The 24,123-nt window shown below is 60.4% G+C and carries 23 protein-coding genes and 1 tRNA gene; 13 read left to right on the forward strand and 11 right to left on the reverse strand.

Annotated elements, in window-relative coordinates:
* Positions 1-121 precede the first annotated feature (121 nt).
* Positions 122-508, forward strand: coding sequence for a DUF2147 domain-containing protein (locus ACTG36_RS03505; RefSeq protein ID WP_375281702.1), 387 nt, complete (start codon positions 122-124; stop codon positions 506-508).
* Positions 509-600: 92 nt separating this feature from the next.
* On the opposite strand, the gene hisH is transcribed toward ACTG36_RS03505, so the two are convergent.
* The 3 genes from hisH to ACTG36_RS03520 form a co-directional block, all read right to left on the reverse strand.
* Positions 601-1,239, reverse strand: a complete 639-nt coding sequence (gene hisH / locus ACTG36_RS03510; protein WP_375281701.1) for an imidazole glycerol phosphate synthase subunit HisH — start codon at positions 1,237-1,239, stop codon at positions 601-603.
* 3 nt (positions 1,240-1,242) lie between these two features.
* Complete coding sequence (hisB, locus tag ACTG36_RS03515; protein WP_375281700.1) at positions 1,243-1,830, reverse strand: imidazoleglycerol-phosphate dehydratase HisB; 588 nt, start codon at positions 1,828-1,830, stop codon at positions 1,243-1,245.
* A gap of 117 nt (positions 1,831-1,947) precedes the next feature.
* A complete protein-coding gene (locus ACTG36_RS03520; protein ID WP_375281699.1) occupies positions 1,948-2,589 on the reverse strand; it encodes a hypothetical protein in 642 nt (213 codons plus the stop codon).
* A gap of 185 nt (positions 2,590-2,774) precedes the next feature.
* On the opposite strand from ACTG36_RS03520, the gene ACTG36_RS03525 reads away from it, so the two are divergent.
* The gene (locus ACTG36_RS03525) at positions 2,775-3,362 is read left to right on the forward strand and encodes a GNAT family N-acetyltransferase (protein WP_375281698.1); all 588 of its coding nucleotides are present in this window, start codon (positions 2,775-2,777) and stop codon (positions 3,360-3,362) included.
* A gap of 126 nt (positions 3,363-3,488) precedes the next feature.
* Here the strand turns inward: ACTG36_RS03525 and ACTG36_RS03530 are convergent.
* The 6 genes from ACTG36_RS03530 to ACTG36_RS03555 all read right to left on the reverse strand — a co-directional run bounded on the left by ACTG36_RS03530 (position 3,489) and on the right by ACTG36_RS03555 (position 9,908).
* Positions 3,489-3,563, reverse strand: a tRNA-Gly gene (locus ACTG36_RS03530).
* A gap of 94 nt (positions 3,564-3,657) precedes the next feature.
* Positions 3,658-4,101: an MAPEG family protein gene (locus tag ACTG36_RS03535; RefSeq protein ID WP_375281697.1), complete on the reverse strand. Its 444-nt coding sequence runs from the start codon at positions 4,099-4,101 to the stop codon at positions 3,658-3,660.
* A 33-nt stretch (positions 4,102-4,134) separates the two neighbouring features.
* Positions 4,135-4,953, reverse strand: coding sequence for a DUF481 domain-containing protein (locus ACTG36_RS03540; RefSeq protein WP_375281696.1), 819 nt, complete (start codon positions 4,951-4,953; stop codon positions 4,135-4,137).
* 197 nt (positions 4,954-5,150) lie between these two features.
* Positions 5,151-5,969, reverse strand: coding sequence for a phosphodiesterase (locus ACTG36_RS03545; protein ID WP_439141473.1), 819 nt, complete (start codon positions 5,967-5,969; stop codon positions 5,151-5,153).
* Positions 5,966-6,346 carry a VOC family protein gene (locus tag ACTG36_RS03550; protein ID WP_375281711.1) on the reverse strand — a complete coding sequence of 127 codons (381 nt, stop codon included), beginning with the start codon at positions 6,344-6,346 and terminating at the stop codon, positions 5,966-5,968. The genes ACTG36_RS03545 and ACTG36_RS03550 overlap by 4 nt, the downstream gene beginning before the upstream one ends.
* 118 nt (positions 6,347-6,464) lie before the next feature.
* Positions 6,465-9,908 (reverse strand): pyruvate carboxylase, encoded by a 3,444-nt coding sequence (locus ACTG36_RS03555; RefSeq protein WP_375281694.1) that lies wholly within the window; start codon positions 9,906-9,908, stop codon positions 6,465-6,467.
* Between the two features lie 197 nt (positions 9,909-10,105).
* Between ACTG36_RS03555 and ACTG36_RS03560 the strand changes: the two genes are divergently transcribed.
* Complete coding sequence (locus ACTG36_RS03560; RefSeq protein ID WP_375281693.1) at positions 10,106-10,855, forward strand: SDR family oxidoreductase; 750 nt, start codon at positions 10,106-10,108, stop codon at positions 10,853-10,855.
* Positions 10,856-11,004: 149 nt separating this feature from the next.
* On the forward strand, positions 11,005-13,395 hold the full coding sequence (locus tag ACTG36_RS03565; RefSeq protein ID WP_375281692.1) for an ATP-dependent helicase: 2,391 nt from the start codon (positions 11,005-11,007) through the stop codon (positions 13,393-13,395).
* A 44-nt stretch (positions 13,396-13,439) separates the two neighbouring features.
* On the opposite strand, the gene ACTG36_RS03570 is transcribed toward ACTG36_RS03565, so the two are convergent.
* Entirely contained in the window at positions 13,440-14,075 is a 636-nt protein-coding gene (locus ACTG36_RS03570) for a LysE family translocator (protein ID WP_439141476.1), read from the reverse strand.
* A gap of 72 nt (positions 14,076-14,147) precedes the next feature.
* Here ACTG36_RS03570 and ACTG36_RS03575 point away from each other — a divergent pair, with 72 nt between their 5' ends.
* A complete protein-coding gene (locus ACTG36_RS03575; RefSeq protein ID WP_375281690.1) occupies positions 14,148-14,600 on the forward strand; it encodes an Lrp/AsnC family transcriptional regulator in 453 nt (150 codons plus the stop codon).
* A 242-nt stretch (positions 14,601-14,842) separates the two neighbouring features.
* On the opposite strand, the gene ACTG36_RS03580 is transcribed toward ACTG36_RS03575, so the two are convergent.
* Positions 14,843-15,055, reverse strand: a complete 213-nt coding sequence (locus ACTG36_RS03580) for a DUF1127 domain-containing protein (protein ID WP_375281689.1) — start codon at positions 15,053-15,055, stop codon at positions 14,843-14,845.
* Between the two features lie 290 nt (positions 15,056-15,345).
* Here ACTG36_RS03580 and ACTG36_RS03585 point away from each other — a divergent pair, with 290 nt between their 5' ends.
* From ACTG36_RS03585 to ACTG36_RS03620, 8 genes are all read left to right on the forward strand, one after another.
* Positions 15,346-16,446, forward strand: coding sequence for an Mrp/NBP35 family ATP-binding protein (locus ACTG36_RS03585; RefSeq protein ID WP_439141478.1), 1,101 nt, complete (start codon positions 15,346-15,348; stop codon positions 16,444-16,446).
* On the forward strand, positions 16,443-16,922 hold the full coding sequence (locus ACTG36_RS03590; RefSeq protein WP_375281687.1) for a GNAT family N-acetyltransferase: 480 nt from the start codon (positions 16,443-16,445) through the stop codon (positions 16,920-16,922). Before ACTG36_RS03585 ends, ACTG36_RS03590 begins: the two co-directional genes overlap by 4 nt.
* Positions 16,923-17,516: 594 nt before the next feature.
* The gene (locus ACTG36_RS03595) at positions 17,517-18,044 is read left to right on the forward strand and encodes a division/cell wall cluster transcriptional repressor MraZ (RefSeq protein ID WP_439141480.1); all 528 of its coding nucleotides are present in this window, start codon (positions 17,517-17,519) and stop codon (positions 18,042-18,044) included.
* Positions 18,045-18,047: 3 nt separating this feature from the next.
* Positions 18,048-19,025 carry a 16S rRNA (cytosine(1402)-N(4))-methyltransferase RsmH gene (gene rsmH, locus ACTG36_RS03600; RefSeq protein WP_375281685.1) on the forward strand — a complete coding sequence of 326 codons (978 nt, stop codon included), beginning with the start codon at positions 18,048-18,050 and terminating at the stop codon, positions 19,023-19,025.
* Positions 19,025-19,378, forward strand: coding sequence for a cell division protein FtsL (ftsL, locus tag ACTG36_RS03605; protein WP_296417134.1), 354 nt, complete (start codon positions 19,025-19,027; stop codon positions 19,376-19,378). Before rsmH ends, ftsL begins: the two co-directional genes overlap by 1 nt.
* A complete protein-coding gene (locus ACTG36_RS03610) occupies positions 19,375-21,168 on the forward strand; it encodes a peptidoglycan D,D-transpeptidase FtsI family protein (protein WP_375281684.1) in 1,794 nt (597 codons plus the stop codon). Before ftsL ends, ACTG36_RS03610 begins: the two co-directional genes overlap by 4 nt.
* 10 nt (positions 21,169-21,178) lie before the next feature.
* Positions 21,179-22,675 (forward strand): UDP-N-acetylmuramoyl-L-alanyl-D-glutamate--2,6-diaminopimelate ligase, encoded by a 1,497-nt coding sequence (locus tag ACTG36_RS03615; RefSeq protein WP_375281683.1) that lies wholly within the window; start codon positions 21,179-21,181, stop codon positions 22,673-22,675.
* Positions 22,672-24,096 (forward strand): UDP-N-acetylmuramoyl-tripeptide--D-alanyl-D-alanine ligase, encoded by a 1,425-nt coding sequence (locus tag ACTG36_RS03620; protein ID WP_375281682.1) that lies wholly within the window; start codon positions 22,672-22,674, stop codon positions 24,094-24,096. Before ACTG36_RS03615 ends, ACTG36_RS03620 begins: the two co-directional genes overlap by 4 nt.
* Positions 24,097-24,123 lie beyond the last annotated feature (27 nt).

The raw sequence follows: 24,123 nt of genomic DNA on the forward strand, positions 1-24,123 counted from the left end.
CAGTTGCGCGCGGTTTTGCACGGGTGCAGGCGGGATGCAACGGCCTGCGGACCCTACGTCACGGTTGATTGGAATCACTTGGCAAGGGCAGGATGACTGCAATCTCAGGGAGGAGACCACAATGAAGACACTCACACTTACACTGGCTGCCATCGTCGGCCTTGCCGGTGCGGCGACAGCAGAGCCCCTGTTGGGCAACTGGCGCACAGCCCAAGATGACAACGGCAACAGCGGCCTGATCCAGGTGGCGCCGTGTGGCAACGCGCTGTGTGGCACGTTGATCCGGGCCTATGACGCCTCCGGCAACCAGATTCAGACGGACAACGTGGGCCGCCAGATCATTTCCGAAACCGTGCCTCAGGGCGGTGGTGAATATCGCGGCAAAGTCTATTCGCCAGACCGCGACCGGACCTATAACTCGCGGTTGCAGTTGAACGGCAACACCTTGTCTGTGAACGGCTGTGTGCTGGGCATCTGCCGCGATGGCGGCACGTGGACACGTCAATAAGAGGGGACACGTCAGTAAGACCTGTCTGATTGTCTAAAGAATGAACCCGAAGTCTTTGACAGGCTTCGGGTTTTTTCGTTTCCGCTGTGGCGTCAAGGTGCCCAGTTGAGGAAGTTGCCGATCATGCGCAAACCGGCGTCCTGACTTTTCTCAGGGTGGAATTGCGTGCCGATAATCGTGTCGCGCGCCACAATCGCGGTGACATCACCGGCGTAGTCGCAATGGGCCAGTCGTTGGGCGGGATCGGACATTTTCATCTGCCATGAGTGGACGAAATAGGCGTGATCGCCTGTTTTCAGACCGGCCAACACCGGGTGGTCCTGTTCGATGACCAAATCGTTCCAGCCCATGTGGGGCACGGGCAACCTGGGATCGGCGGGCGTGATTTTATGGATTTCACCGTCGATCCAGCCGAAGCCTTCGGTTTCGCGATATTCGAACCCGCGACGGGCCAGCATTTGCATGCCGACACAGATGCCCATGAAGGGCTTGGCGTCCTTTTGGACCGCTTCGGTGATGGCCTCGGCCATGCCGGACACGCCATAAAGCTGGTCGCGGCAATGGGGGAAGGCTCCGTCGCCGGGCAGTACGATCCGGTCGGCGGTACGAACCACGTCCGGATCGGACGTGACCCGCACCGCACCGGCACCGGTTTCCGCCGCCATGCGTTCGAACGCTTTTTGCGCCGAATGCAGGTTGCCGCTGTCATAATCGATCAGAACGGTGGTCATGACCTAGAGCGCGCCCTTGGTAGACGGGATCGCATCCGCCTTGCGCGGATCGGTTTCAACCGCGACACGCAGGGCGCGGGCCACGGATTTGAACGCCGCCTCAGCGATGTGGTGGCTGTTGAAGCCGTGCAATGTGTCGATGTGCAAGGTGATGCCGCCATGGGTGCTGAACGCTTGAAAGAATTCGCGCACCAGTTCGGTGTCAAAGCTGCCGATTTTGGCGGTGGGCAGGTCCAGATTGCAGATCAGGAAGGGACGGCCGGACAGATCCAGCGCACAGCGCACTTGGGCGTCGTCCATGGCCAGATGACAATCGCCGTAGCGGTTGATGCCCCGTTTGTCGCCCAAGGCTTCGACCAAGGCCTGACCCAGCGCGATGCCCGTGTCCTCGACGGTGTGGTGGTCGTCGATGTGCAGATCGCCCGTGGCGCGGATCGTCATATCGATCAGGCTGTGACGGGCCAGTTGGTCCAGCATGTGATCAAAAAAGCCCACGTCGGTCTGGTTGTCGTAGCGACCGGTGCCATCAAGGTTAATCTCAACTGAGATATCGGTTTCGGCGGTCTTGCGGGTGATCGTGCTGCGGCGCATGGGGGTCCTGTCCTCGGCGGGGGCGTCGTGTTGGGGCGATCTATAGGCGGTGGGGGGGCGCAGGCCAAGCGGCTTGGGCCAAATTGGTGACACTCTTTGCCATTGGGCAACAGGACCCTAAAGCGCACGCATCAGCGCATCGCGCCGCCTTGCGGCTGTGCCATTGGCGGCAGTGAGGATATCCAGATGCGCCCGCGCGGATTTGGCCTTGCCCTGTTCCATCAGATGTTCGGCCAGATCAAGGCGGCAGGACGTGTTGCCACCGGTGACGAAAACCGCACATTCGAACCAATCCTGCGCCCGTGGATCATCGCCATCAGCCAAGGCGCGCGCCAAGGTGCGGTAGGGGACCGGCGCGCCTGGAAAATCGGCGGCCCATTCAAAGGTCGCGGTCACGGCGCAGGAATAGTTTCCGGACAAGGCAAGGGCGCGGACCCGAAGGCCAAAGAACCGTGCCCGATCCAAAGCATTCGCAGGCACCGCCCGCAGGGCCGCAACAGCGCCCGCCGGATCATCGCGCACAAGGCACAGGTGCGCGCGCATGAGGCCCGACGGGTCCTCTGCCACAGTCAAAACATCCTCGGCCACGTCAAACCGGCTTGTCGTTATTGCGCACTCCATCAAGCACCGCGCAACCCGTGCATCTGCACACAGATGCAGGTTGCGCCCCAGCAGATGGACAGCACGTTGCGGACGGGTTTTCAGGCGGTCCAGCCGCGCCAAAGCCTCATCTAGTGTCAAACAGCCCTGTGCTGGCATAGACGCATTGCTCTTTGGGGGCGCTTGCGTCTTTGATGGCGTCTGAGGGGCGGCTGGCACGGGGTCTTCTCCTTGCGGCGATGGTGTTTCTTATTCGTAAACAAATCGTTTACCCGTGGCGGAATTCAGGGATGGCAGCGGCCATGTCAGGGAAATAATGCGGCAGAATTGAGAAAGGCCAGCAGATGCAGTCAGAGTTCTGGGACGTTCCTGAAGGCAAAATCGCCGCCGTGGTCACGCATTTGCAGATGTTTGCGCGTCCGGCGCCCCGCACCGTGCCGCCCGTTGCCGCACAGTTGGTCGAACACCCCAAACCGGATTTGGAGTGGTACCGCGATTTGTTCATGCGGGTCGGCGGGCAGGATTGGATGTGGTTTTCACGGCTGGGCATGGATGACGCAGAGCTGGCCGCGATCCTTCACCGCGATGATGTTCATATCTTCTCTGTGCGCGTTAAGGGGCGCGACGAAGGGATGTTAGAGCTTGATTTCCGTGAACCCGGCGCATGCGAACTGGGCTACTTTGGGCTGACATCTGCGATGGTGGGCACCGGGGCAGGGCGGTGGTTGATGGAACATGCGCTGGACAAGGCTTGGGCGCAGCCGATCACGCGGTTTCACGTCCACACCTGTACTTTGGACAGCCCGCAGGCCCTGCCGTTCTACATTCGCAGCGGATTTACGGCCTATGCTCGCCAAGTCGAAATCGCCGATGACCCGCGTAAGATCGGTGTCTTGCCCGCGGACAGCAGCCCACAAGAACCCATCATCTGATCGGCCGCCAGCTGCGCGACCGGTTGGCTAGGACGGACTTGGCCAGAAATGAAAGAGGGCCAGAAACGAAAAAACCACCCCGAAGGGTGGTCTGTTTCGCGAGGTGGGTGCCCTCGGTCTTCGAAATGGAGCGGGCGAGGCGATTCGAACGCCCGACCCTAACCTTGGCAAGGTTATGCTCTACCCCTGAGCTACGCCCGCATCATTTCGTGACGCCGATCTATAAAGTCTGGCCGTGCCCCGCAAGAGGAAAAATCATCAAAAATGAGATTTTTCCAAAGCGCCCCCGAACGGGTCAGCCCCCAAAGGCGGTGAGCCACAAAATCGCCAGCACAGACACCACGATCGACGCGAATGTCATCAACATCCCCCCAACACGCAGGTTCATTTTCGGCGGAGAGGCGGAAAACCCATAGGCATGGCCCGCACGTCCCAACAGCAACAACAGCCCCGTCAGATGCAGTACCCAGCCCGCGCCCTCCTGCAGTTCGACCAGCAGCATCAGCAGCAGGCCAAAGGGCGCATATTCGGCGAAATTGGCATGGGCCCGCATGCGTTTCATCAGGCTTTTGTCGCCGTGATCGCCAAGGCCCAGCTGGTTGCCTCGCCGGTAGGTGATGACCCGGATTGACAGGGCAATGAAGATAAGGGCGAGGGCGGCGGCATAAAGGGGTGTAATCATAGCCCCGAACGTGACGGGGGCGGCTGCAAAACGCAAGCCGCCCCCGAAAATGATCATGCAAACACGCGTTGGGGCAGGGCCCCGCGTGTTTTAGTTGAAGTTATACACCACGGACACGCCCAGTGCGTTGTCTGTGTCTTCCACGCCGGGGGCGGGGTCTGTGTCGAACTCTGTAATCAGCGAAGTGCGCAGCGCCAGTGTTTCCGTCATGGACACGTTCACGCCCAGATCGTTGAAGACACGTGTGCCGGATTCAGACCCGATCACGTCGGTGTCCATGGTGATTGCCACGGCGTCGTTCAGACGGTTGTAGTAGCTTGAAGACAAGCTCAGCGCGCCTTCGTCAAGATCGTCCACACCGGTCAGATCAGCCACACGGTAGCCGACGCCAGCTTGCAGGTCCCACTGGATGTCGCGTGTGTTGTAGACGCGGTAACCGATACCGGCACCAAGGAAGTTGTCGGACGTTTCATTGGGGAAGCTGTCCACGGTGCCCTGCAGTTTGGCAAAGCCGTAGTAGGCGGACCCGAAATCACGTGTGTATTCCAGTTCATACAGCAGGCTGTCTTCGGACACGCCGCCTTCGTCTTCGTTGTACTGGTAGGACAGCTGCAGCTCATAGCCGTTCATGCCGTCGTAGTAGCCGAAGTTTGTGCCCAGACCCAAGGATGTGGTTTCGGTGTTGCCGGAGGTCGCTGTGGCCTGCAAGGACATGGAACCGGTGAAGCCCAACGCGCGGCCTTCGTTGCCGAAAGCAGTCTGATCGCGTGCGAAGTCATCGGCGATGCTTTCGTTCAGGGATTCGATACGGTCTTCCGCAGCGGACGTGCCAAGGGCTGTCTGTGCAAAAGCGGAAGTCGCCAACAGGGATGCTGCGGTGCCGGCAAGCAGAAGAGTTGTGGTTTTCATGTGTCTAACTTTCGTTGAATGTCGTTGTCCGACGCGACATGCGCCGGTGATCTGTCATAGGACATACGCCGCAGCGCGGCACGAACTAGGGGGAAAAGAGAGCCCGCACTGACCCTGTCGGTTTCCCGCTGATCCATTCGGATCATTTAGGCGGAAACCAGCCTATTTTTCTGAGATTAAAGAAAGCTTGGAACCAATCAGGCTTCCGGTAAAGCGTCCGTGGCGGAAATGGCGGTCATATCAAGCCCCACGTCCTCGCTGTGGGCGACCACGCCATCCGGTGTCAGCCACAACAGCCCGTAGGCGCCGGGTTCTGCGGTGGATAAGGTGCAATCGGGGTCGTGCAAATCAAGCGGCGCTTGGTGGCAGGTGCTTTTGAACATGGTAAACGGCACGCCGCCTGCCTGCCCGCTGATCGTGCGGTGGATGTGGCCACAAAATAGATGCGCGCCGGTGGGGCGCAAGCGGTCCAGCAAATCACCCCCGTTCATCAACCGGATCGCGTCCATCCCCGGTAAGCCGGTTTCGAAAGGTGGATGGTGGACAAAGACCAAAGGCATCCTGTCGCCCGCCCCTGCGAGGGCCTCGTCCAGCCAAGAGAGCCGCGCGTCACACAGAGCGCCGGAATGGACGGGGTCGGGGCTGGCCTCATGACTGTCGAGGGTGATCAGACGGTGGTGGAGCAGGTCCATGATCTGCTGCACGTGGCCCGCACGTGTGGCGGGGTGGTCCGGGAAAGCCGCCCGAAAAACGGGGCGGTCGTCATGGTTGCCCAACATCAGCAGGACGGGCAGGGGACAGGTTTTAAGGGTGTCGCGCAGAATGGCGAATTCCTCAGCACGGCCCGAATGGGTCAGATCGCCCATGATCACAAGCGCTGCCGCATCGCCATGATCGGCCAATGCGGCCCCATAGGCCGCTTCGAACCGCGCCGTGGGGTCAAGGCCGATGATGGTCTTGCCGCCTGCGCGCAGATGCAGGTCCGTCAGGACAATGATCTTGGACGTGCCGGTCATGTGAATTCAATCAGGTCCCAACGGTTGCCAAAGGGGTCGCGAAACACGGCGACGGTGCCATAGGGTTCGTGTCGCGGTGGTTCTTCGAACGTGACGCCTGCGGCTAGATAGGCCGCGTGATCGCCGGCGAAGTCATCGGTCTCCAAGATCAGCCAAACGCGCCCGCCACATTGATTGCCGATGGCCGCGATCTGGTCTTCTGTGCTGGCCTGCGCGAGGATGAACGCCGTCTCCGCCCCGCGTGGTGCGACCTTGACCCAACGTTTGTGGCCTTCGTCGATGTTGCAGATCAGATCAAAGCCCAAGGTGTCCACGAAAAAGCGAAGGCCTTCGGCGTAGCTGGGCACCAAGATCGACACGGACGACAGACGTTGCATGGAACCTCCAAAAGACATCAGGGGCAGCGTTTCGTAAAACGCTGCCCCTGACAATTACTTTTGAGGCAGGGCCAAATTTCGCGACATTTGGCGGCCCAGCAAACTTCCGGAATTTTGATCACTCCAACTCGATCAGCAGGTCCTTGGCATCGATCTGACCACCGGCGGTGATGTGCACGGCCTTGATCGTCGCATCCCGTTCGGCGTGGATGCCGGTTTCCATCTTCATCGCTTCGATGGTCAGCAACAGATCACCTTCTTTGACCTTCTGGCCCAGGGTCGCCGCGACAGAGGCCACAACCCCCGGCATTGGCGCGCCGATATGGTTGTCATTGCCCGCTTCGGCCTTGGGCCGCTGCACGGTGTTGGCGGTAACCATGCGGTTGGGCACGCGGATGGTGCGGGGTTGCCCGTTGAGTTCGAAAAAGACCTTCACTTCGCCTTCTTCATTGGTCTCTGCCACCGCCTGCATCCGGATTTCCAGCGTCTTGCCGGGGTCGATTTCTGCCGTGATCTCTTCGGAGGGTTCCATCCCGTAAAAGAACGTCCGCGTGGGCAGGGTGCGCACGGGGCCGTAGGTCTCATGGCGCTGGGCGTAATCCAGATAGACCTTGGGATACATCAGGTAAGCGTTCAGATCCTCATCGTCGATCTCAGCCCCGTCCAGTTTTGCCGAGACCTCCGCGCGGATCTCTTCCAGGTCCACAGGCGGCAAGGACGCACCTGGGCGTTCCAGATTGGGTTTTTCACCTTTCAGCACTTTTGCCACGATCTTGTCGGGGAAGCCGCCGGGGGGCTGGCCCAGATTGCCGCGCATCATATCCACGACGCTGTCGGGGAAGGACACATCGGTCTTGGGGTCCTCGACCTCGGCCCGTGTCAGGTTCTGGCTGACCATCATCAGCGCCATGTCGCCCACCACTTTGGAGGACGGCGTGACCTTCACGATATCACCAAACATCTGGTTCACATCCGCATAGGTCTGGGCGACCTCATGCCAGCGTTCTTCCAGACCCAAGGATCGCGCTTGTGCCTTGAGGTTGGTAAACTGGCCACCGGGCATTTCGTGCAGGTAGACCTCGGACGCGGGCGCCTGAAGGCCGCTTTCGAAGGCAGCATAATGGGCGCGGACGGTTTCCCAGTAATTGCTGATCTCACGGATCGCGCCCACATCCAGACCCGTGTCGCGGTCGGTGTGTTTCAACGCCTCAACAATCGACCCCAATGTCGGCTGGGACGTGTTCCCAGACAGCGCATCCATCGCCGCATCGACCACATCAACCCCCGCGTTGGAGGCCGCCAATACAGTGGCAATCGCCGCCCCAGAGGTGTCGTGGGTGTGGAAATGGATCGGCAGGCCGACCTCTTCCTTCAGCGCCTTCACAAGCTGGGTCGCGGCGGCAGGTTTCAACAGGCCCGCCATGTCTTTGAGGCCCAGAACATGGGCGCCTGCGGCTTCAAGGTCTTTTGCCATGCCGACGTAGTACTTCAGATTGTACTTGGACCGGTCTGGGTCATTGATGTCGCCGGTGTAGCAGATCGTGCCTTCGCAGACCTTTTCGGCCTTGATCACCGCATCCATCGCCACACGCATGTTTTCCACCCAGTTGAGGCTGTCGAACACGCGGAACACATCGACACCGCTGACGGCGGCCTGACGGACAAATTCTTGTACCACATTGTCGGGATAGTTGGTGTAGCCCACGCCGTTGGACGCACGCAGCAACATTTGCGTCATGATGTTGGGCATCTTGGCGCGGATGTCGCGCAGGCGCTGCCACGGGCATTCCTGCAAGAACCGGTAGGCCACGTCGAACGTCGCACCGCCCCAACATTCCACGGAGAACAGCGACGACATATTGGCCGCATAAGTGGGGGCCACGCGGATCATGTCGATGGACCGCATGCGGGTGGCCAGCAAGGACTGGTGGCCGTCACGCATGGTGGTGTCGGTGATCAACAGCTGTTTTTGATCGCGCATCCAGTCGGCCACAGCCTCCGGCCCGAATTGATCAAGGATCTGGCGCGTGCCGGGCTTGGGGTCTTCGACGCGCGGGACGGGCGCTTTGGGGGCGATGGCCTCGGGTCCGGGTAAGGCGCGGCCTTGGGTTTCGGGGTGCCCGTTGACGGTGATGTCGGCGATATAGGTCAGGATTTTGGTGGCACGGTCGCGGCGCGCCTTGAAATTGAACAGCTCCGGCGTCTCATCGATGAACTTCGTGTGGTATTCGTAGTTCAGGAACGTCGGGTGTTTCAGCAGGTTTTCCACGAAGGCGATGTTGGTGCTGACGCCGCGAATACGGAATTCACGCAACGCACGGTCCATGCGGCTGATTGCGGCTTCGGGCGTGGGGGCCCAAGCGGTCACTTTGGTCAACAGGCTGTCGTAATAGCGCGTGATCACAGCTCCCGAATAGGCGGTGCCGCCATCCAGACGGATGCCCATGCCCGTGGCAGAGCGGTAGGTCTGGATGCGGCCATAATCGGGGATGAAGTTGTTGGAGGGGTCTTCGGTCGTCACACGGGTTTGCAGCGCGTGGCCGTCGAGTTTGACGTCATATTGCGACGCGCAGCCCGTGGCCTCAACCAGCGATTTGCCCTCGGCGATCTTGATCTGGGCCTGCACGATGTCGATGCCGGTGACTTCTTCGGTGACGGTGTGTTCAACCTGCACGCGAGGGTTCACTTCGATGAAATAAAACTCGCCCGAGTCCATATCCATCAGGAATTCGACCGTGCCCGCGCATTCGTAATTCACGTGTTCGCAGATTTTCTTGCCCAGATTGCACAGCTGTTCACGCTGGGTGCCGCTGAGGTAGGGGGCAGGGGCGCGTTCGATGACCTTCTGGTTGCGGCGCTGGACGGAACAGTCACGTTCCCACAGGTGATAGATTTGCCCGTGGCTGTCGCCCAGGATTTGCACCTCAACATGGCGGGCGCGCATGATCATCTTTTCGAGATAGCCTTCGCCATTGCCAAAGGCGGCCTCGGCCTCACGGCGGCCCTCAAGGACTTTTTCCTCAAGCTCGTCCTCGGACATAATGGGGCGCATCCCGCGACCACCACCGCCCCAAGATGCCTTGAGCATCAGCGGGTAGCCGACCTCTTTGGCTTCTTTCTTGATGGCTTTCATGTCGTCGCCCAGCACTTCGGTGGCGGGAATGACTGGAACGCCAGCCTCAATCGCGACGCGGCGCGCGCTGGCCTTGTCGCCCAGTTGGCGCATGGTTTCAGACCGGGGGCCGATGAATTTGATGCCGTTGGCGTGGCAGGCATCGACGAAATCGGGGTTCTCGGACAGCAGACCGTATCCGGGGTGAATGGCGTCCGCGCCGCTGTCCTTGGCCACGCGGATCATCTCATCAATGCTGAGGTAGGCGGCGACAGGGCCAAGGCCCTCGCCGATGCGGTACGCCTCATCTGCTTTGAAGCGGTGCAGGCCCAATTTGTCCTCTTCGGCGAAGACGGCGACTGTCTTCTTTCCCATCTCATTGGCGGCCCGCATGATACGGATGGCGATTTCGCCGCGGTTTGCGATCAGGATTTTCTTGAAGTCAGCCATATGGACGGGCCCCTCTATTTTGCAGTTGCAGCATTTATGGCGAAATTGGTCGGGGTGTAAACGGGTAGAACTGGGTAGAAGACAGGCGCGTGCCGCGGGCGGGGGCCAAAATTCTACGAATTTTGGCGGCGCTCGACGGAACGGCAAGCATGCTGTCGGGTTGGTGGGGCAACGCAACCCTCACGAAGGATGAAACCATGAACCGGTTTGAAGGCAAACGTATTTTGATCACTGGCGGCACCTCTGGCATCGGATTTGCCACGGCCAAACGCATTGTGGAGGAAGGCGGTGAGGTGGCCGTGACCGGCACCACCCAAGAGCATCTGGACGAGGCTGGCCGGACGTTGCCCTCGGGGTCCTTGGTGCTGCGCAACGATGCCTCAGATCCGGATGCCGCGGTTGAGCTGGCTGAGAAGATCAAAGACCAGATGGGCGGCATTGATGGCGCATTTCTGAATGCAGGCTACGGTCAGAACTTTGCGACTGAGGACATGACGGTGGATGGCTTTGACGGCATGATGAACGTCAATGTGCGCGGGCCCGCCTTGCAGATGGCGCAGCTGAAACCGTTGATCCACGATGGGGGGGCTGTTTTGCTGACCTCGTCTGTGGCGCCCTATTTGGGCGGGGCAAAGGGGGCGATCTATGCGGCCACCAAAGCGAGCTGTGCGGTGATGGCGCGGTCTTGGGCCAAAGACCTTGCAGGGCGGGGCATTCGCGTGAATTCCGTCGGGCCGGGCCCGATTGAGACCAATTTCTTTGATGCGCTGGGCAAGGGTGGGTCCGATGCGGATGACCTGAAAGACCAGATTTCACAAGCGGTGCCGCTGGGACGCATGGGGCGCGCCGAAGAGGTGGCCGCCGTCGCGTGTTTCTTGCTGTCGGATGACGCGTCGTTCGTGTCGGGGAGCGAATATATGGTGGACGGGGGCATGACCCTGCGGTGATGCGTCTGTTTTGATCTGGGTTCATTTAGGTATTTTTGAACCAGAGAAACGGGGGCGGGGTGAAATCCTGCCCCCAATGGGGTTTCGCGCGCGAACAGAGCGCGAACATGGGGTTTTCTTGGGACGCAGGGCACGCTAGATGTTGGGGTATGAGCAGTTATTCCGATGATGAGGCCTTTGAGGCCGCCACCGCCCCCCGTGCCGCAGCAGGGTCTTTGTCCGCCCGCGCAATGGGCGGCTTTGCTGCGCCGTATTTGGAGGGGTTGAACCCCGCCCAACGTGAGGCGGTTGAGGCTTTGGACGGCCCTGTATTGATGTTGGCCGGGGCGGGCACGGGCAAGACCAAAGCGCTGACCGCGCGGATTGCCCATTTGCTGGCCACGGGATCGGCGCGGCCCAATGAGATTTTGGCCGTGACCTTTACCAACAAAGCCGCCCGCGAGATGAAGACGCGGGTGGGGGCCTTGACCGGTCATATCGAGGGGATGCCTTGGCTGGGCACCTTTCATGCGATCTGTGTTAAGTTGCTGCGTCGCCATGCGGAGCTGGTGGGGCTCAAGTCGAATTTCACAATTCTGGACACGGACGATCAGCTGCGTTTGCTCAAACAACTGGTCGCGGCTGAGAATATTGACGACAAACGCTGGCCCGCGCGGATGTTGTCGGGGATCATCGACGGCTGGAAAAACAAGGCGTGGACGCCCGCGCAGGTGCCCGTGGCCGAAAGCAGTGCCTATGATGGCAAGGGGATTGATCTCTACGCGGCCTATCAGCAGCGCATGAAGGATCTCAACGCCTGTGATTTCGGCGATTTATTGCTGCACATGGTGACGATTTTTCAACAGCACGACGATGTGTTGCATCAGTATCAACGTTGGTTCCGCTACATTCTGGTGGACGAATATCAGGATACGAACGTCGCCCAATACATGTGGCTGCGGCTGTTGGCGCAGGGGCACAAGAACATCTGCTGCGTGGGCGATGATGACCAGTCGATCTACGGCTGGCGCGGGGCCGAAGTGGGCAACATCCTGCGGTTCGAAAAGGACTTTCCGGGCGCTGTGGTGGTGCGGCTGGAACAGAACTACCGATCAACCGGGCACATCCTTGGGGCCGCCGCCGGTGTGATTGAGGCCAACAAGGGCCGGTTGGGCAAGACCTTGTTCACGACCGGCGAAGACGGCGAACAGGTGCGTCTGATCGGCCATTGGGACGGGGAGACAGAGGCGCGCTGGATCGGTGAAGAGATCGAGGCGATGCAGCGGGGCACGCGCGGAATTGATCCGATGAACCTCAACGATATGGCGATTTTGGTGCGTGCATCGCATCAGATGCGCGCCTTTGAGGACCGGTTTTTGACCATCGGTCTGCCCTACCGCGTGATCGGTGGCCCGCGCTTTTACGAACGGATGGAGATCCGTGATGCGATGGCCTATTTTCGGCTCGCTGTCAGTCAAGATGATGATCTGGCGTTTGAAAGGGTCGTGAACACCCCCAAACGGGGCTTGGGCGACAAGGCGGTTCAGACGATCCAGACCACGGCGCGCACCAACGGAGTCAATCTTGTCGAAGGCGCGCGGCTGTGTGTTGAGGGCGGGTTGATCAAGGGCAAAGGCGGAGCTGCGCTGCGCGAATTGGTGCAGGGGTTGGATCGGTGGTACAAACAGCTGCGCGATGAGGCGGACACCCACGTCGAAGTGGCCGAGATGATCTTGGACGAGAGCGGCTACACCGCCCATTGGCAGAACGACAAAACGCCAGAGGCCCCGGGGCGTTTGGAAAACCTTAAGGAACTGGTCAAGGCGTTGGAAAATTTCGAGAATCTGCAAGGGTTCCTCGAACATGTGTCGCTGATCATGGACAATGCGCAGGATGAGGAAGACGACAAAGTCACCATCATGACCCTGCACGGGGCCAAGGGTCTGGAGTTTCCGGCCGTGTTCTTGCCAGGTTGGGAAGACGGGTTGTTCCCGTCGCAGCGGTCCATGGATGAAAGCGGGCTCAAGGGCCTCGAAGAGGAACGGCGGCTGGCCTATGTGGGCATCACGCGGGCGGAGCGACATTGCTGCATCAGCTTTGCGGCCAATCGGCTTGTCTATGGCCAATGGCAGAGCCAGATGGCCAGCCGGTTCATTGATGAACTGCCCGAGGAACATGTTGAGGTCCTGACGGCCTCTGGCCTCTATGGTGGCGGCATGGCGGCTGCGGCCAATCCGGCCAGCATGGGCATGGGGTCGGACCTGCACCAAAAGGCGGCGGACGCAAATGTCTACAATTCGCCTGGTTGGCGGCGTTTGCAATCGCGCAGCCAGCAGCGCGGCATGGCGCAACCCAAAGAAAGCCGCAACATGGTGATCGACATGACGGCCTCGTCCTCATTTACGGAGGGCGACCGGGTGTTTCACCAGAAATTCGGCTATGGTGAGGTGATGGAGATCGAGGGCGACAAGCTGGTGATTGAATTCGACAAGGCCGGTGAAAAGAAAGTGGTGGCGAAATTTGTGGTGGGAGCTGCACAGGCCAACGACGTGCCGTTCTAAGGCAGCGGCCAAAATTCCGGAATTTTGGCGCTTGGTCTAAAATTCTAGAATTTTAGGCCCCCGTTCCATCCGTCTGGCCACAGGATCGGGTAGAGCGTTGCCACCAGCAGCACGGCCATGACCACATTGAACACCCGCAACCGGCTGGGGGAGGTCAGGAAGCGCCGCATCTGTTGCCCCAGAACCGTCCATGCCCCCACGCAAGGAATGTTCACCACCCCAAAGACCAAGGACACCAACCCCACCGCCAACATGGATCGGTCCCCGTCCACGGTTGCATAGTTGGTGATGGCATAGACGGCCATGGACCATGCCTTGGGGTTCACCCACTGAAACGCCGCCGCTTGCAGGAATGTCATGGGCACGCCGCCAGTCTCGGGCGCATCGGGCAGTTTTGGCGCGGCGGTGGCGATTTTCCACGCCAACCATAGCAAATACAGGACAGACACGACCTTTAGAATGCGATCCGTCACCGGAAAGGCGTCAAACACCTGCATCAGACCCAAGCCCACCAGCACGATCATCACCGAAAACCCGATGCCCACGCCCAGCATGTGGGGCAGGGTGCGGACCAGGCCGAAATTGGCGCCTGACGCCATCAGCATCGTGTTGTTCGGCCCCGGCGTGATGGAACTGATGAAAGCGAAGGCCACGAGGGCAAGGAAGATGTCATAACTCATGACGCAACTCTATCGCGCAAAGGGCACAATGAAATTGCTAAGTTGCTGGCTTTTCGACTAACGTCACAATCCATGACCGATATTGATCCCATCAACGCGCGTATATTGCGTGAATTGCAGGCCGATGGCCGCATGTCGAATCTCGTTCTGGCGGACAAGGTGGGCTTGAGCCCCTCTGCCTGCCTGCGCCGTGTCCAAGACCTTGAACGACGGGGTGTGATCACGGGCTACCGCGCCCAGCTTGATCCGGCCCAAACGGAGCGGGCCTATATGGTCTACGTGGCGGTGGGATTGGCGGAACATTCCAAAGTGGCGCAAGAGGCGTTTGAGGCCGCGATGGCGCGGTTTGAAGACGTCACCGAATGCCACAACATTGCAGGGGCGTTCGAATATCTGCTGCGGGTCGAAGTCGCGGATTTGGCGGCCTACAAGACCTTTCACACCGACAAGCTGGGCACCGTGCCCCATGTGCGGTCGATCACCAGCTATATGGTTATGGGGTCCCCCAAAGACACACGGGCGTAAAATCCCTCCCCCCAAAATAAAAGCGCCGAAACCCGGGAGGAGGTGGGTTTCGGCGCTTAACTGGTGCCCCGTGGGAGGTCGGGGACTTGGTGTTCTTGGATCAAGTGCGGCGATGTCAGGGAGGAGGAGAGACATCGCCGCGTCTTGATCACAGCGCCTTGGCCCTAGGGAGGAGGAGGGGGCCTCAGCGCTATCACGGGGTTCCTAATGGGAGGAAAAAGAACCCCGATCCGGTTGAGCCGTTAGCGAATGGATGCTTCCAATGCGATGCGATCGATGTCGCCGGCTGTAATTCCGATGTCTGCCAACTCACGACGGGACAAACGGTTCAATTCTTTTCTCGTCTGCTCGTATTTTTCTTTACGAGCGCGGCGGACTGCCACGTTTTCACGCCAGTTGGCAATCAAAGCGGTGATCGAAAAGCCGCCGGTGCGGATGTCAGTTACAAATGCCATTTTTGGCCTCTTTCGGTTGCGACCCTTGTTCTGCGGGTCTCGGGTTGCGACGCCGTGTTGCGCCTTCGAGAACACACTTAGGCTTTTGCTGCGGCTGCACAATGGTTTCGTTGGCAATGCTGCTATGCAGAATGTGCATGGTTAATGACTTGAAATGCCAGTGTTTTGTCCAAGCGGTCAAATTGACGCGAGGGAAGTTTAGCGATTGAACATCCCCGGCCCCCTGTTGTCTAAGGAATGGGCGGTTTAAGAACGCTGCAACGGATTTCGGGCTGAGGTGGGCACATTCTATGACACAGACAAACGACAGCATTCTGGGCGCATTGGGCACGATTGGCCTGCCGGACGGGGGCGATCTGGTCACACGTGATATGATCCGCGCGTTGAATGTGTCCGGTGGGACCGTTCGATTCGTCATTGAGGCCCCCGACGCGGCCACCGCAAACCGGATGGAGCCTATTCGCCAAGCGGCTGAGGCGATCGTGTCCAAGATGGACGGGGTCGACAGTGTCTCTGTCGTGCTGACGGCCCATGCGCCCCAAGGCGGTGCGGCCAAGCAACCCCCGCCACCTGCCGACAAAACACCACCGAACCTGACCATCGGTCGCCACCCCACACCACAAGCAGGGCCAGAAGGCGTGCCGGGCGTGGACCGGATCATCGCCATCGGGTCAGGCAAGGGGGGCGTGGGCAAATCCACCGTATCGTCGAACCTTGCCGTGGCGCTGGCCAAACAAGGCCGCCGCGTTGGCCTGCTGGATGCAGATATCTACGGTCCCAGCCAGCCGCGCATGATGGGGGTCAACAAGCGCCCCGGCTCACCTGATGGCAAAACGATCATTCCGTTGCAGGCCCACGGCGTCACCATGATGTCCATCGGTCTGATGGTCGATCCGGCCAAGGCCGTGGTTTGGCGGGGGCCGATGTTGATGGGTGCCTTGCAACAAATGCTGACGCAAGTCGAATGGGGGGAGCTCGATGTGCTGCTGGTCGATTTGCCGCCCGGCACCGGTGATGTGCAATTGACGTTGTGCCAGAAAACCCACCTGACCGGCGCGATTGTCGTCAGCACGCCGCAGGATGTGGCTTTGCTGGATGCGCGCAAGGCGTTGGACATGTTCGGGACGCTGAAGACCCCGATCCTCGGGCTGGTTGAGAATATGTCGACATATATATGTCCCAACTGCGGGCATGAGGCGCATTTGTTCGGCCACGGCGGCGTGGCGCAGGAGGCGCAGGACATTGGCGTGCCGTTCTTGGGCCAGTTGCCGATTGATCTGGACACGCGCCTTGCAGGTGACGCCGGCACGCCCATTGCCGCAGGCGACAGCGCCATGGCCGATGCCTATGCGACGCTGGCCAAGCGGCTGATCGACGGCGGCATGGGATGATCATCCGCCGCGCGACACTAACCGATTGGCCCGCTATCTGGGCCATTCTGGAACCGGTGTTCCGCGCAGGCGAAACCTATGCTGTGGCAACAGACATCACCGAGGACGCGGCGCGGGCCAAATGGCTCGACACGCCTTCGGCCTGTTTTGTGGCTGAAAGCGACGGCATTTTGGGAACCTATTATATACGTGCCAATTTTGACGGGCACGCGGATCACATCTGCAACGCAGGATACGTGACCGCGCAGGACGCCGCAGGGCAGGGGGTGGCCACGGCCATGTGCCGCCATTCTCTGACAGCGGCCCGTGATCTGGGTTTTGCGGCGATGCAGTTCAATCTGGTGCTGGCATCCAACACCCGCGCGGTGGCGTTGTGGCACCATCTGGGGTTCGCGACTGTTGGCACCCTGCCGGATGCATTCCGCCATCCGACCCTTGGGCTGGTGGACGCCCATATCATGCACCAAACCCTGTAACGGGACGTCATGGCACCCATGGGAAACCGTGGGACGGCGGGGGATTTACGAATCAACCCCTCGTGAATCGGCTTGATTCTGCCTGGCTTGCCATGGGAATGACCTCGTTCAGGGTCATAAAATACCCGTTGATGCTGTGAATATCGGCCCGAAGTTGCAAATCACCGGGAAAATCTGGAACTTTTTTCTATCTATCAAGTCGCACCATATATTGTGGTTGGGTTTGCATAAACCGCCCCATCTGCCCGAAATTGACCAAAATCCGCACCAGATGCAGTGTTGGAGGGCGCCCGAAAATTCCATCTAGTACCATCAAGTGCCAAAAAATCCTTGGCGGACCATGAATTCCCGTGCATACAAGATCACAAGAAGACGGGCAGACAACACGGGGCACCAAACGACCCCACCGACCACCCAGGTCAGGTTTCATACAGGCACCCAAGCTTCTTGAACGAAGAGATCCGGCGCGCGAGCGAGCAGACATCCCCCCAGGTGGCGCGCGCAGCTGGACATCCCGGCAACGGGAAGAAGTCGGCGGATCAGGCAGTGGCAGCAGTCTGATCCGCCGTTTTCCGTTTAACGGACCAATTTTCAATGGGGGGGCGAACAAGAAGGGGCCGCGGGACAGTGGGTCTGAGTTTCAGAGGCGAATTCCACCAGAAGGTGGACGGTAAGGGACGCATGTCGATCCCGGCTGATTTTCGTGCTGTGCTCTCGGATGGTGATCCGCGTTGCCCTGAAAATCCCCTTCCGCGACTGGTTGTATTGCATGGCTCCCATCTTGAAGGCTGCCTGCACGTCTACACCATAGAAGCCATGACCGAGATCGAAGAGGGCATCAAAAAGCTGCCCCGCGGGTCTGTGGCGCGCAAAAAAGCATCCCGCAAGATCCTTGGCAAATCTTGGGAAACCGAGGTCGACAAAGACGGTCGCATCGTGCTGCCCCAGCGATTGCGCGAACAGATCGGCCTGACGGGGCTCGCGACCATGACCGCTATGGGCGACTATTTTGAGCTTTGGGATGCGGACACTTACGAACGCTTTGAGGCCGAGGAGGACGATGACGACGACATTGATCCGCTTCTCTACCTCGACAGCACCCAGCCACCGGGCGACGGCTGACAGATGGGAACCGCTGCCGCCTCTCCCCCTCATATTCCCGTTCTGATCGGGCCGCTGATTGCGGCCTGTTCGCCTGTTCAGGGCACGTGGCTGGATGGGACGTTTGGCGCAGGCGGCTATGCGCACCGCCTGCTTGAGGCCGGGGCAGACCATGTCATCGGCGTAGATCGTGATCCGTCGATTGTACAAATCGCACCTTGGGCGGTGAATAACCCCGACGTGACGCTTGTCGAAGATACATTTTCCAACCTTGACGCGGTGGCCACTGATCTGGACGGCGTTGTCCTCGATCTCGGGGTGTCGTCGATGCAGCTTGATCAGGCAGAGCGCGGATTTTCATTCATGAGGGACGGTCCGCTGGACATGCGGATGGGACAGGAGGGGCCAAATGCAGCTGACATTATCAATCACGCGGCGGAAGCCGACATTGCTGACATTCTATTTACGTACGGCGAAGAGCGCGCAAGCCGCCGCATCGCCCGCAAAATCGTGGCCGAGCGTGCCGACAGCCCCATCGAAACTACCCTCCGTCTTGCGAAACTGATCGAAAGTTGCCTGCCGCGCCCCAAGCCCGGCCAGTCGCATCCCGCGACACGCAGCTTTCAGGCGATCCGTATTGCGGTGAACGACGAATACGAGCAGCTGGCCGCAGGGCTTGAGGCCGCTGAACGTGCGTTGAAACCGGGCGGCCACTTGGCGGTGGTGACCTTCCATTCGGTCGAAGACCGCATGGTAAAACGGTTCTTCCAGCAACGCGCCGGCACAACCGGCAACGCCAACCGCTACGCCCCTGCACTGGCCGAGGAAACGCCCGCGTTCAGGATCGTGACCAAAAAGGCCGTGGGCCCCGACGCAGATGAGCTTGAGGCCAACCCCCGCGCGCGGTCGGCCAAATTGCGGGTCGCCACGCGCACAGATGCGCCCGCCGGACCGGTGGACCGGTCAAAACTGGGAATGCCAATGTTGAAGGATAAGCGGTGATGCGGTCACTTCTTTATATCATGTCGGGATTGATGGTGATGGGGCTGGCCTATTGGGCCTATCACGAAAATTACGAAACCCAGGCGTCCTTGCGCGAAGTGCGCGATCTGCACCGTCAGATCGGCGCCTCCCATCAACGTCTGAACGTGCTTGAGGCCGAATGGGCCTATCTGAACCGCCCCGACCGTCTGCGTGATCTGGCAGAGCTGAATTTTGACCGGCTGCGCCTGTTACCGCTGATGCCCGATGGCTTTGGCCGGATCGACCAGATCGCCTATCCGGGCGGCATCGTGTTTGACCTGACCAATTCGGTTGAGGTGTCCTCCGACAACGCACCTGAGGCCTCCCAATGATCCGCACACCCCTTCGCCCGCTGGCCCGTATCCTCAAAGCTCGCGAACAGGGGCAGAACCCTGACGCGATCGAGGCCGAGAACAAACGCATCCGTCACGAAGACGACCGCGACCGCGCGCGCCTGCAGGCGGAATCGCGGCTGTTGGTCATGGGGGTCGCGTTTTTCTGCGCCTTCTTGGTGATCGGCGCGCGCATGGGGATGGTGGCAGGATCCGTTCCGCAAGAACCCACAGCACAGGCCACAGGGTCGCCCATCATCGGGCAACGCGCTGATATCGTCGATAGAAATGGCCGCGTTCTGGCGACGAACCTTGATACGCACAGCCTTTATGCGCAAATCCCCGACATGATCGACCCGCCCAAAGCGGCGCGCGAACTGGCAGCGATCTTCCCAGAGCTGGAAGAAGAGGACTTGCTGGCCGATTTCACCGGCAGCCGCCGGTTCCTGTGGATCAGACGTGAGATTTCGCCCGAACAGATGCAGGCCGTCCACGACATTGGCGACCCCGGTCTGCTGTTTGGCCCACGCGAAATGCGGCTTTATCCCAACGGGTCTGTCGCCGCGCACATTCTGGGCGGCGCAAGCTATGGGCGTGAGGGCGTGCATTCGGCAGAGGTCATCGGTGTGGCTGGCGTCGAAAAGCATTTCGACGATTTCCTGCGCGATCCGGCCAACGAAGGCGCGCCGCTGGAGTTGTCGCTAGATTTGACGGTGCAGGCCGCGTCCGAGCGTGTTTTGCATGGTGGCATGATGTTGATGCAGGCCAAGGGCGCGTCGTCGGTGTTGATGGATGTTCACACGGGCGAAATCATTTCGATGGTGTCACTGCCTGACTTTGACCCCAACGACCGCCCCCGCGTGTTGACGGCTGAGGACAATGCAACGGATCAATCCGACAGCCCGCTGTTCAACCGCGCGGTGCAGGGCGTGTATGAATTGGGATCGGTCTTTAAAATCTTTACCGTGGCGCAGGCGATTGAACTTGGATTGATCAATGCAGGCACGATGATCGACACCTCCGGCCCGTTGCAATGGGGCCGGTTCCGCATCCGCGATTTCAACAATTACGGGCCTGAACTGACCGCCGAAGATGTGATCGTGAAGTCGTCCAACATTGGCACCGCACGGGTGGCGATGATGATTGGCGGCGAACGTCAGCGCGATTTCCTTGGCCAGTTGGGGCTGTTGGAAGAAACAGAGGTCGAGATGGTCGAGGCCGCGACAGGCGATCCTTTGTTGCCGTCCAACTGGTCGGAAATTTCAACGATGACGATCTCTTACGGGCATGGGCTGTCATCCTCGCCGGTGCATTTGGCGGCGGCCTATTCTAGCCTGCTCAATGGCGGCACACGGGTTTTGCCCACGCTGATCCGCCAAGATGGCCCGCAAAACGGACCGCGCATTGTGTCTGAACGGGTATCTGCCACCGCGCGCGATATGTTGCGTGGTGTGGTCGCGCGCGGCACGGCATCCTTTGGCGATGTTGAGGGCTACGAGGTCGGCGGCAAAACCGGCACCGCCGACAAGCCGCGCCCAACGGGCGGCTATTATGACGACCGCACCATCGCGACCTTTGCATCGGTCTTTCCAGCGGGTGACCCGCGCTATGTTTTGATCGTGACGCTGGATGAACCCACGGTTGAGGCTTTGGGCGAACAGCGCCGCACGGCTGGTTGGACAGCCGTGCCGGTGGCCGCTGAAATGATCCGCCGCGTGGCGCCGTTGTTGGGCATGAGACCGGACGTTGAAACCCTCACGCCAACGGGTGTAACACTGACTTCGAATTAAGGAGTCAGGCATGAGCAGCGACGCGGATCACCACACATCGACCCTCGCGGCTTTGGGTCTGACAGCGCAGGGCGGCAAGAACCCGACGATTACGGGGTTGAGCGTGGACAGCCGAACCGTGACCGATGGCACGTTGTTTTTCGCACTGCCCGGCTCTGCGATGCACGGCGGTGAATTCATCCAGTACGCCTTGCGCATGGGGGCCGCAGCGATCCTGACGGACGCCAAGGGCGCGCAAATCGCGGCCAAAGAATTGGCCGACAGCGATGCCGCCCTGATCGTGGCCGAAGACCCGCGCGGCGCGTTGGCACAAACGGCGTCTTTGTGGTTCGGGGCGCATCCGGACACGGTGATTGCCGTGACGGGCACCAACGGGAAGACCTCCGTCTCGACCTTCGCGCGTCAAATCTGGGTCGAGATGGAGCAATCTGCCGTCAATCTGGGCACCACCGGCGTCGAAGGCGTCTGGACCCATCCGCTGAAACACACCACGCCCGAACCCATCACGTTGCACCGCACCTTGGCCGCCGCGAAGGCGCAGGGCGTCACCCACGTGGCGATGGAGGCCTCGTCCCACGGGTTGGACCAGCGCCGGTTGGACGGGGTGGTGCTGTCCGCCGCGGGCTTCAGCAATTTCACCCAAGACCATCTAGATTATCACCACACGTTTGAGGCCTATTTTGACGCCAAAATGGGCCTGTTCACGCGGCTGCTGCCCGACGATGGTGTGGCGGTGATCAACATTGACGACCCCAAGGGGCCGGAGGTGGTGGAGATCGCGGAACGCCGTGGGGTTGAGGTGATCACCGTCGGTCGCCACCCAGAGGCGCGCCTGCATCTGCATGCCCAACGGTTTGATGCCACGGGCCAGCAAATCCTGTTTGACTGGCAACGGGGGCGGTTTTCCGCGCGCCTGAACCTGATCGGCGGGTTTCAGGCCGACAACGTGTTGCTGGCCGCAGGGCTGTGCATCGCTTCCGGGTCCGACCCGGAGGAGGTGTTTGACACCTTGCCCTATCTGACCACCGTGCGGGGCCGGATGGAACATGCCGCCACGCGCAAAAACGGCGGGTCCGTCTTTGTGGATTACGCACATACGCCCGATGCGGTGGCGACCGCGTTACAGGCCATGCGGCCCCATGTGATGGGCAAACTCATTGCCATTGTCGGGGCAGGGGGTGACCGCGATGCGGGCAAACGGCCCCTGATGGGGGCCGCTGCGGCGGACCATGCCGATGTGGTCTTTGTCACCGACGACAACCCAAGGTCCGAGGATCCGGCGACAATCCGCGCCGCCGTCATGGCCGGCGCGCCAGAGGCCACGGAAGTGGCCGACCGAGCCGAGGCGATTTTGCGCGGCGTCGATGCCCTTGGCCCCGGTGATGCGCTGCTGATTGCAGGCAAAGGGCACGAAACCGGCCAGATTATTGGCGACGATGTGCTGCCCTTTGACGATGTGGAGCAGGCCCACGTGGCCGTGTCCGCACTGGACGGAGATATCATATGACCCTCTGGACAGCGCAAGACGCCGCTGCCGCCACGGGCGGGGAGGCCACGACCGATTGGGCCGCCACCGGCGTCAGCATCGACACGCGCACCATTCAGCCGGGTGATTTGTTTGTGGCCCTGAAAGCCGCGCGCGACGGTCATGACTTTGTAAAAATGGCACTGGATAAGGGTGCGGCTGCGGCGCTGGTCACCCACCGGCCCGACGACGTGGCTGAGGACGCGCCGCTGTTGATCGTGCCAGATGTCTTGGCCGGGCTTGAGGCCATGGGCCGCGCCGCGCGGGCCCGCACCGCCGCCCGCGTGCTGGCCATTACCGGCAGCGTGGGCAAAACATCCGCCAAGGAAATGGCGCGCACGGTCTTGTCGCGCCAAGGCCGTACCCACGCGGCGGAGGCGTCGTATAACAACCACTGGGGCGTGCCCCTGACATTGGCACGGATGCCCGCCGACACGGAATTTGCCGTAATCGAGATCGGCATGTCGAACCCCGGCGAAATCGCGCCCCTGTCCCACATGGCCCGCCCGCATGTGGCCTTGATCACCACCGTCGCTGCCGCCCATCTGGAGGCGTTTGACGACATCACCGGCATCGCCATTGAAAAAGCGTCCATCTTCAACGGGTTGGAACCGGACGGTATCTGCATCTTCAACACCGATATCGACGCGGCCTCCTTGGTCAAAGTGAATGAAGCCGCAACGGGCATGCCCACGTTGGGCGTGGGCACTGACCCCGCAAACCCGTTCCACCTTGCGGATGTGCAGCTTTCTGAGGGCAAAACACTGGCCCGCGCGCAGGTCCGTGACCTTGGCCCACTTATGTTTAAGCTCAACACCGCGGGTCGCCATTTTGCGGCCAATGGTCTTGCCATTCTGGCCGCTGTTCAGGCCTTGGGCGCAGATCCGGTGCAGGCCGCCCTTGATCTGGGCCACTGGCAGCCCCCCGCAGGGCGCGGCACTTTGGAACAGGTCACGACCGATCCCGCCCGCGAAGAAACCGTGGCCTTGCTGGATGATGCGTTCAACGCCAACCCCACGTCGATGACCGCCGCGTTGGAGGTTCTGGCCTCCTACACGCCGATCGACAATGTGGGCCATGTGGTCAAAGGCCGTCGCGTGGCGATCTTGGGCGATATGCTGGAACTGGGCCCTGATGAGATGCAGATGCACGCGGCCATTGCGGGCGATATGCACATGGACAACATCCATCTGGTCCACTGCGCAGGCCCGCGTATGAAGGCGCTTTATGATGCGCTGCCCGAAGACAAGCGCGGCCAATGGCACCCCACAGCCGAGGCGCTGGCCGCCCAAACCACCCGTTTGATTGACGCGGGCGATGTCGTGCTGGTCAAAGGCTCCAAAGGGTCAAAAGTCAGCCTTGTCGTTGACGCCATCCGCAAACTGGGGCATCCCGACAGCTAGTCAGACCCGCAGGCGCGGTCTGAATGT

The sequence above is a fragment of the Pseudooctadecabacter sp. genome (assembly GCF_965657175.1).
GTDB lineage: Bacteria > Pseudomonadota > Alphaproteobacteria > Rhodobacterales > Rhodobacteraceae > Octadecabacter.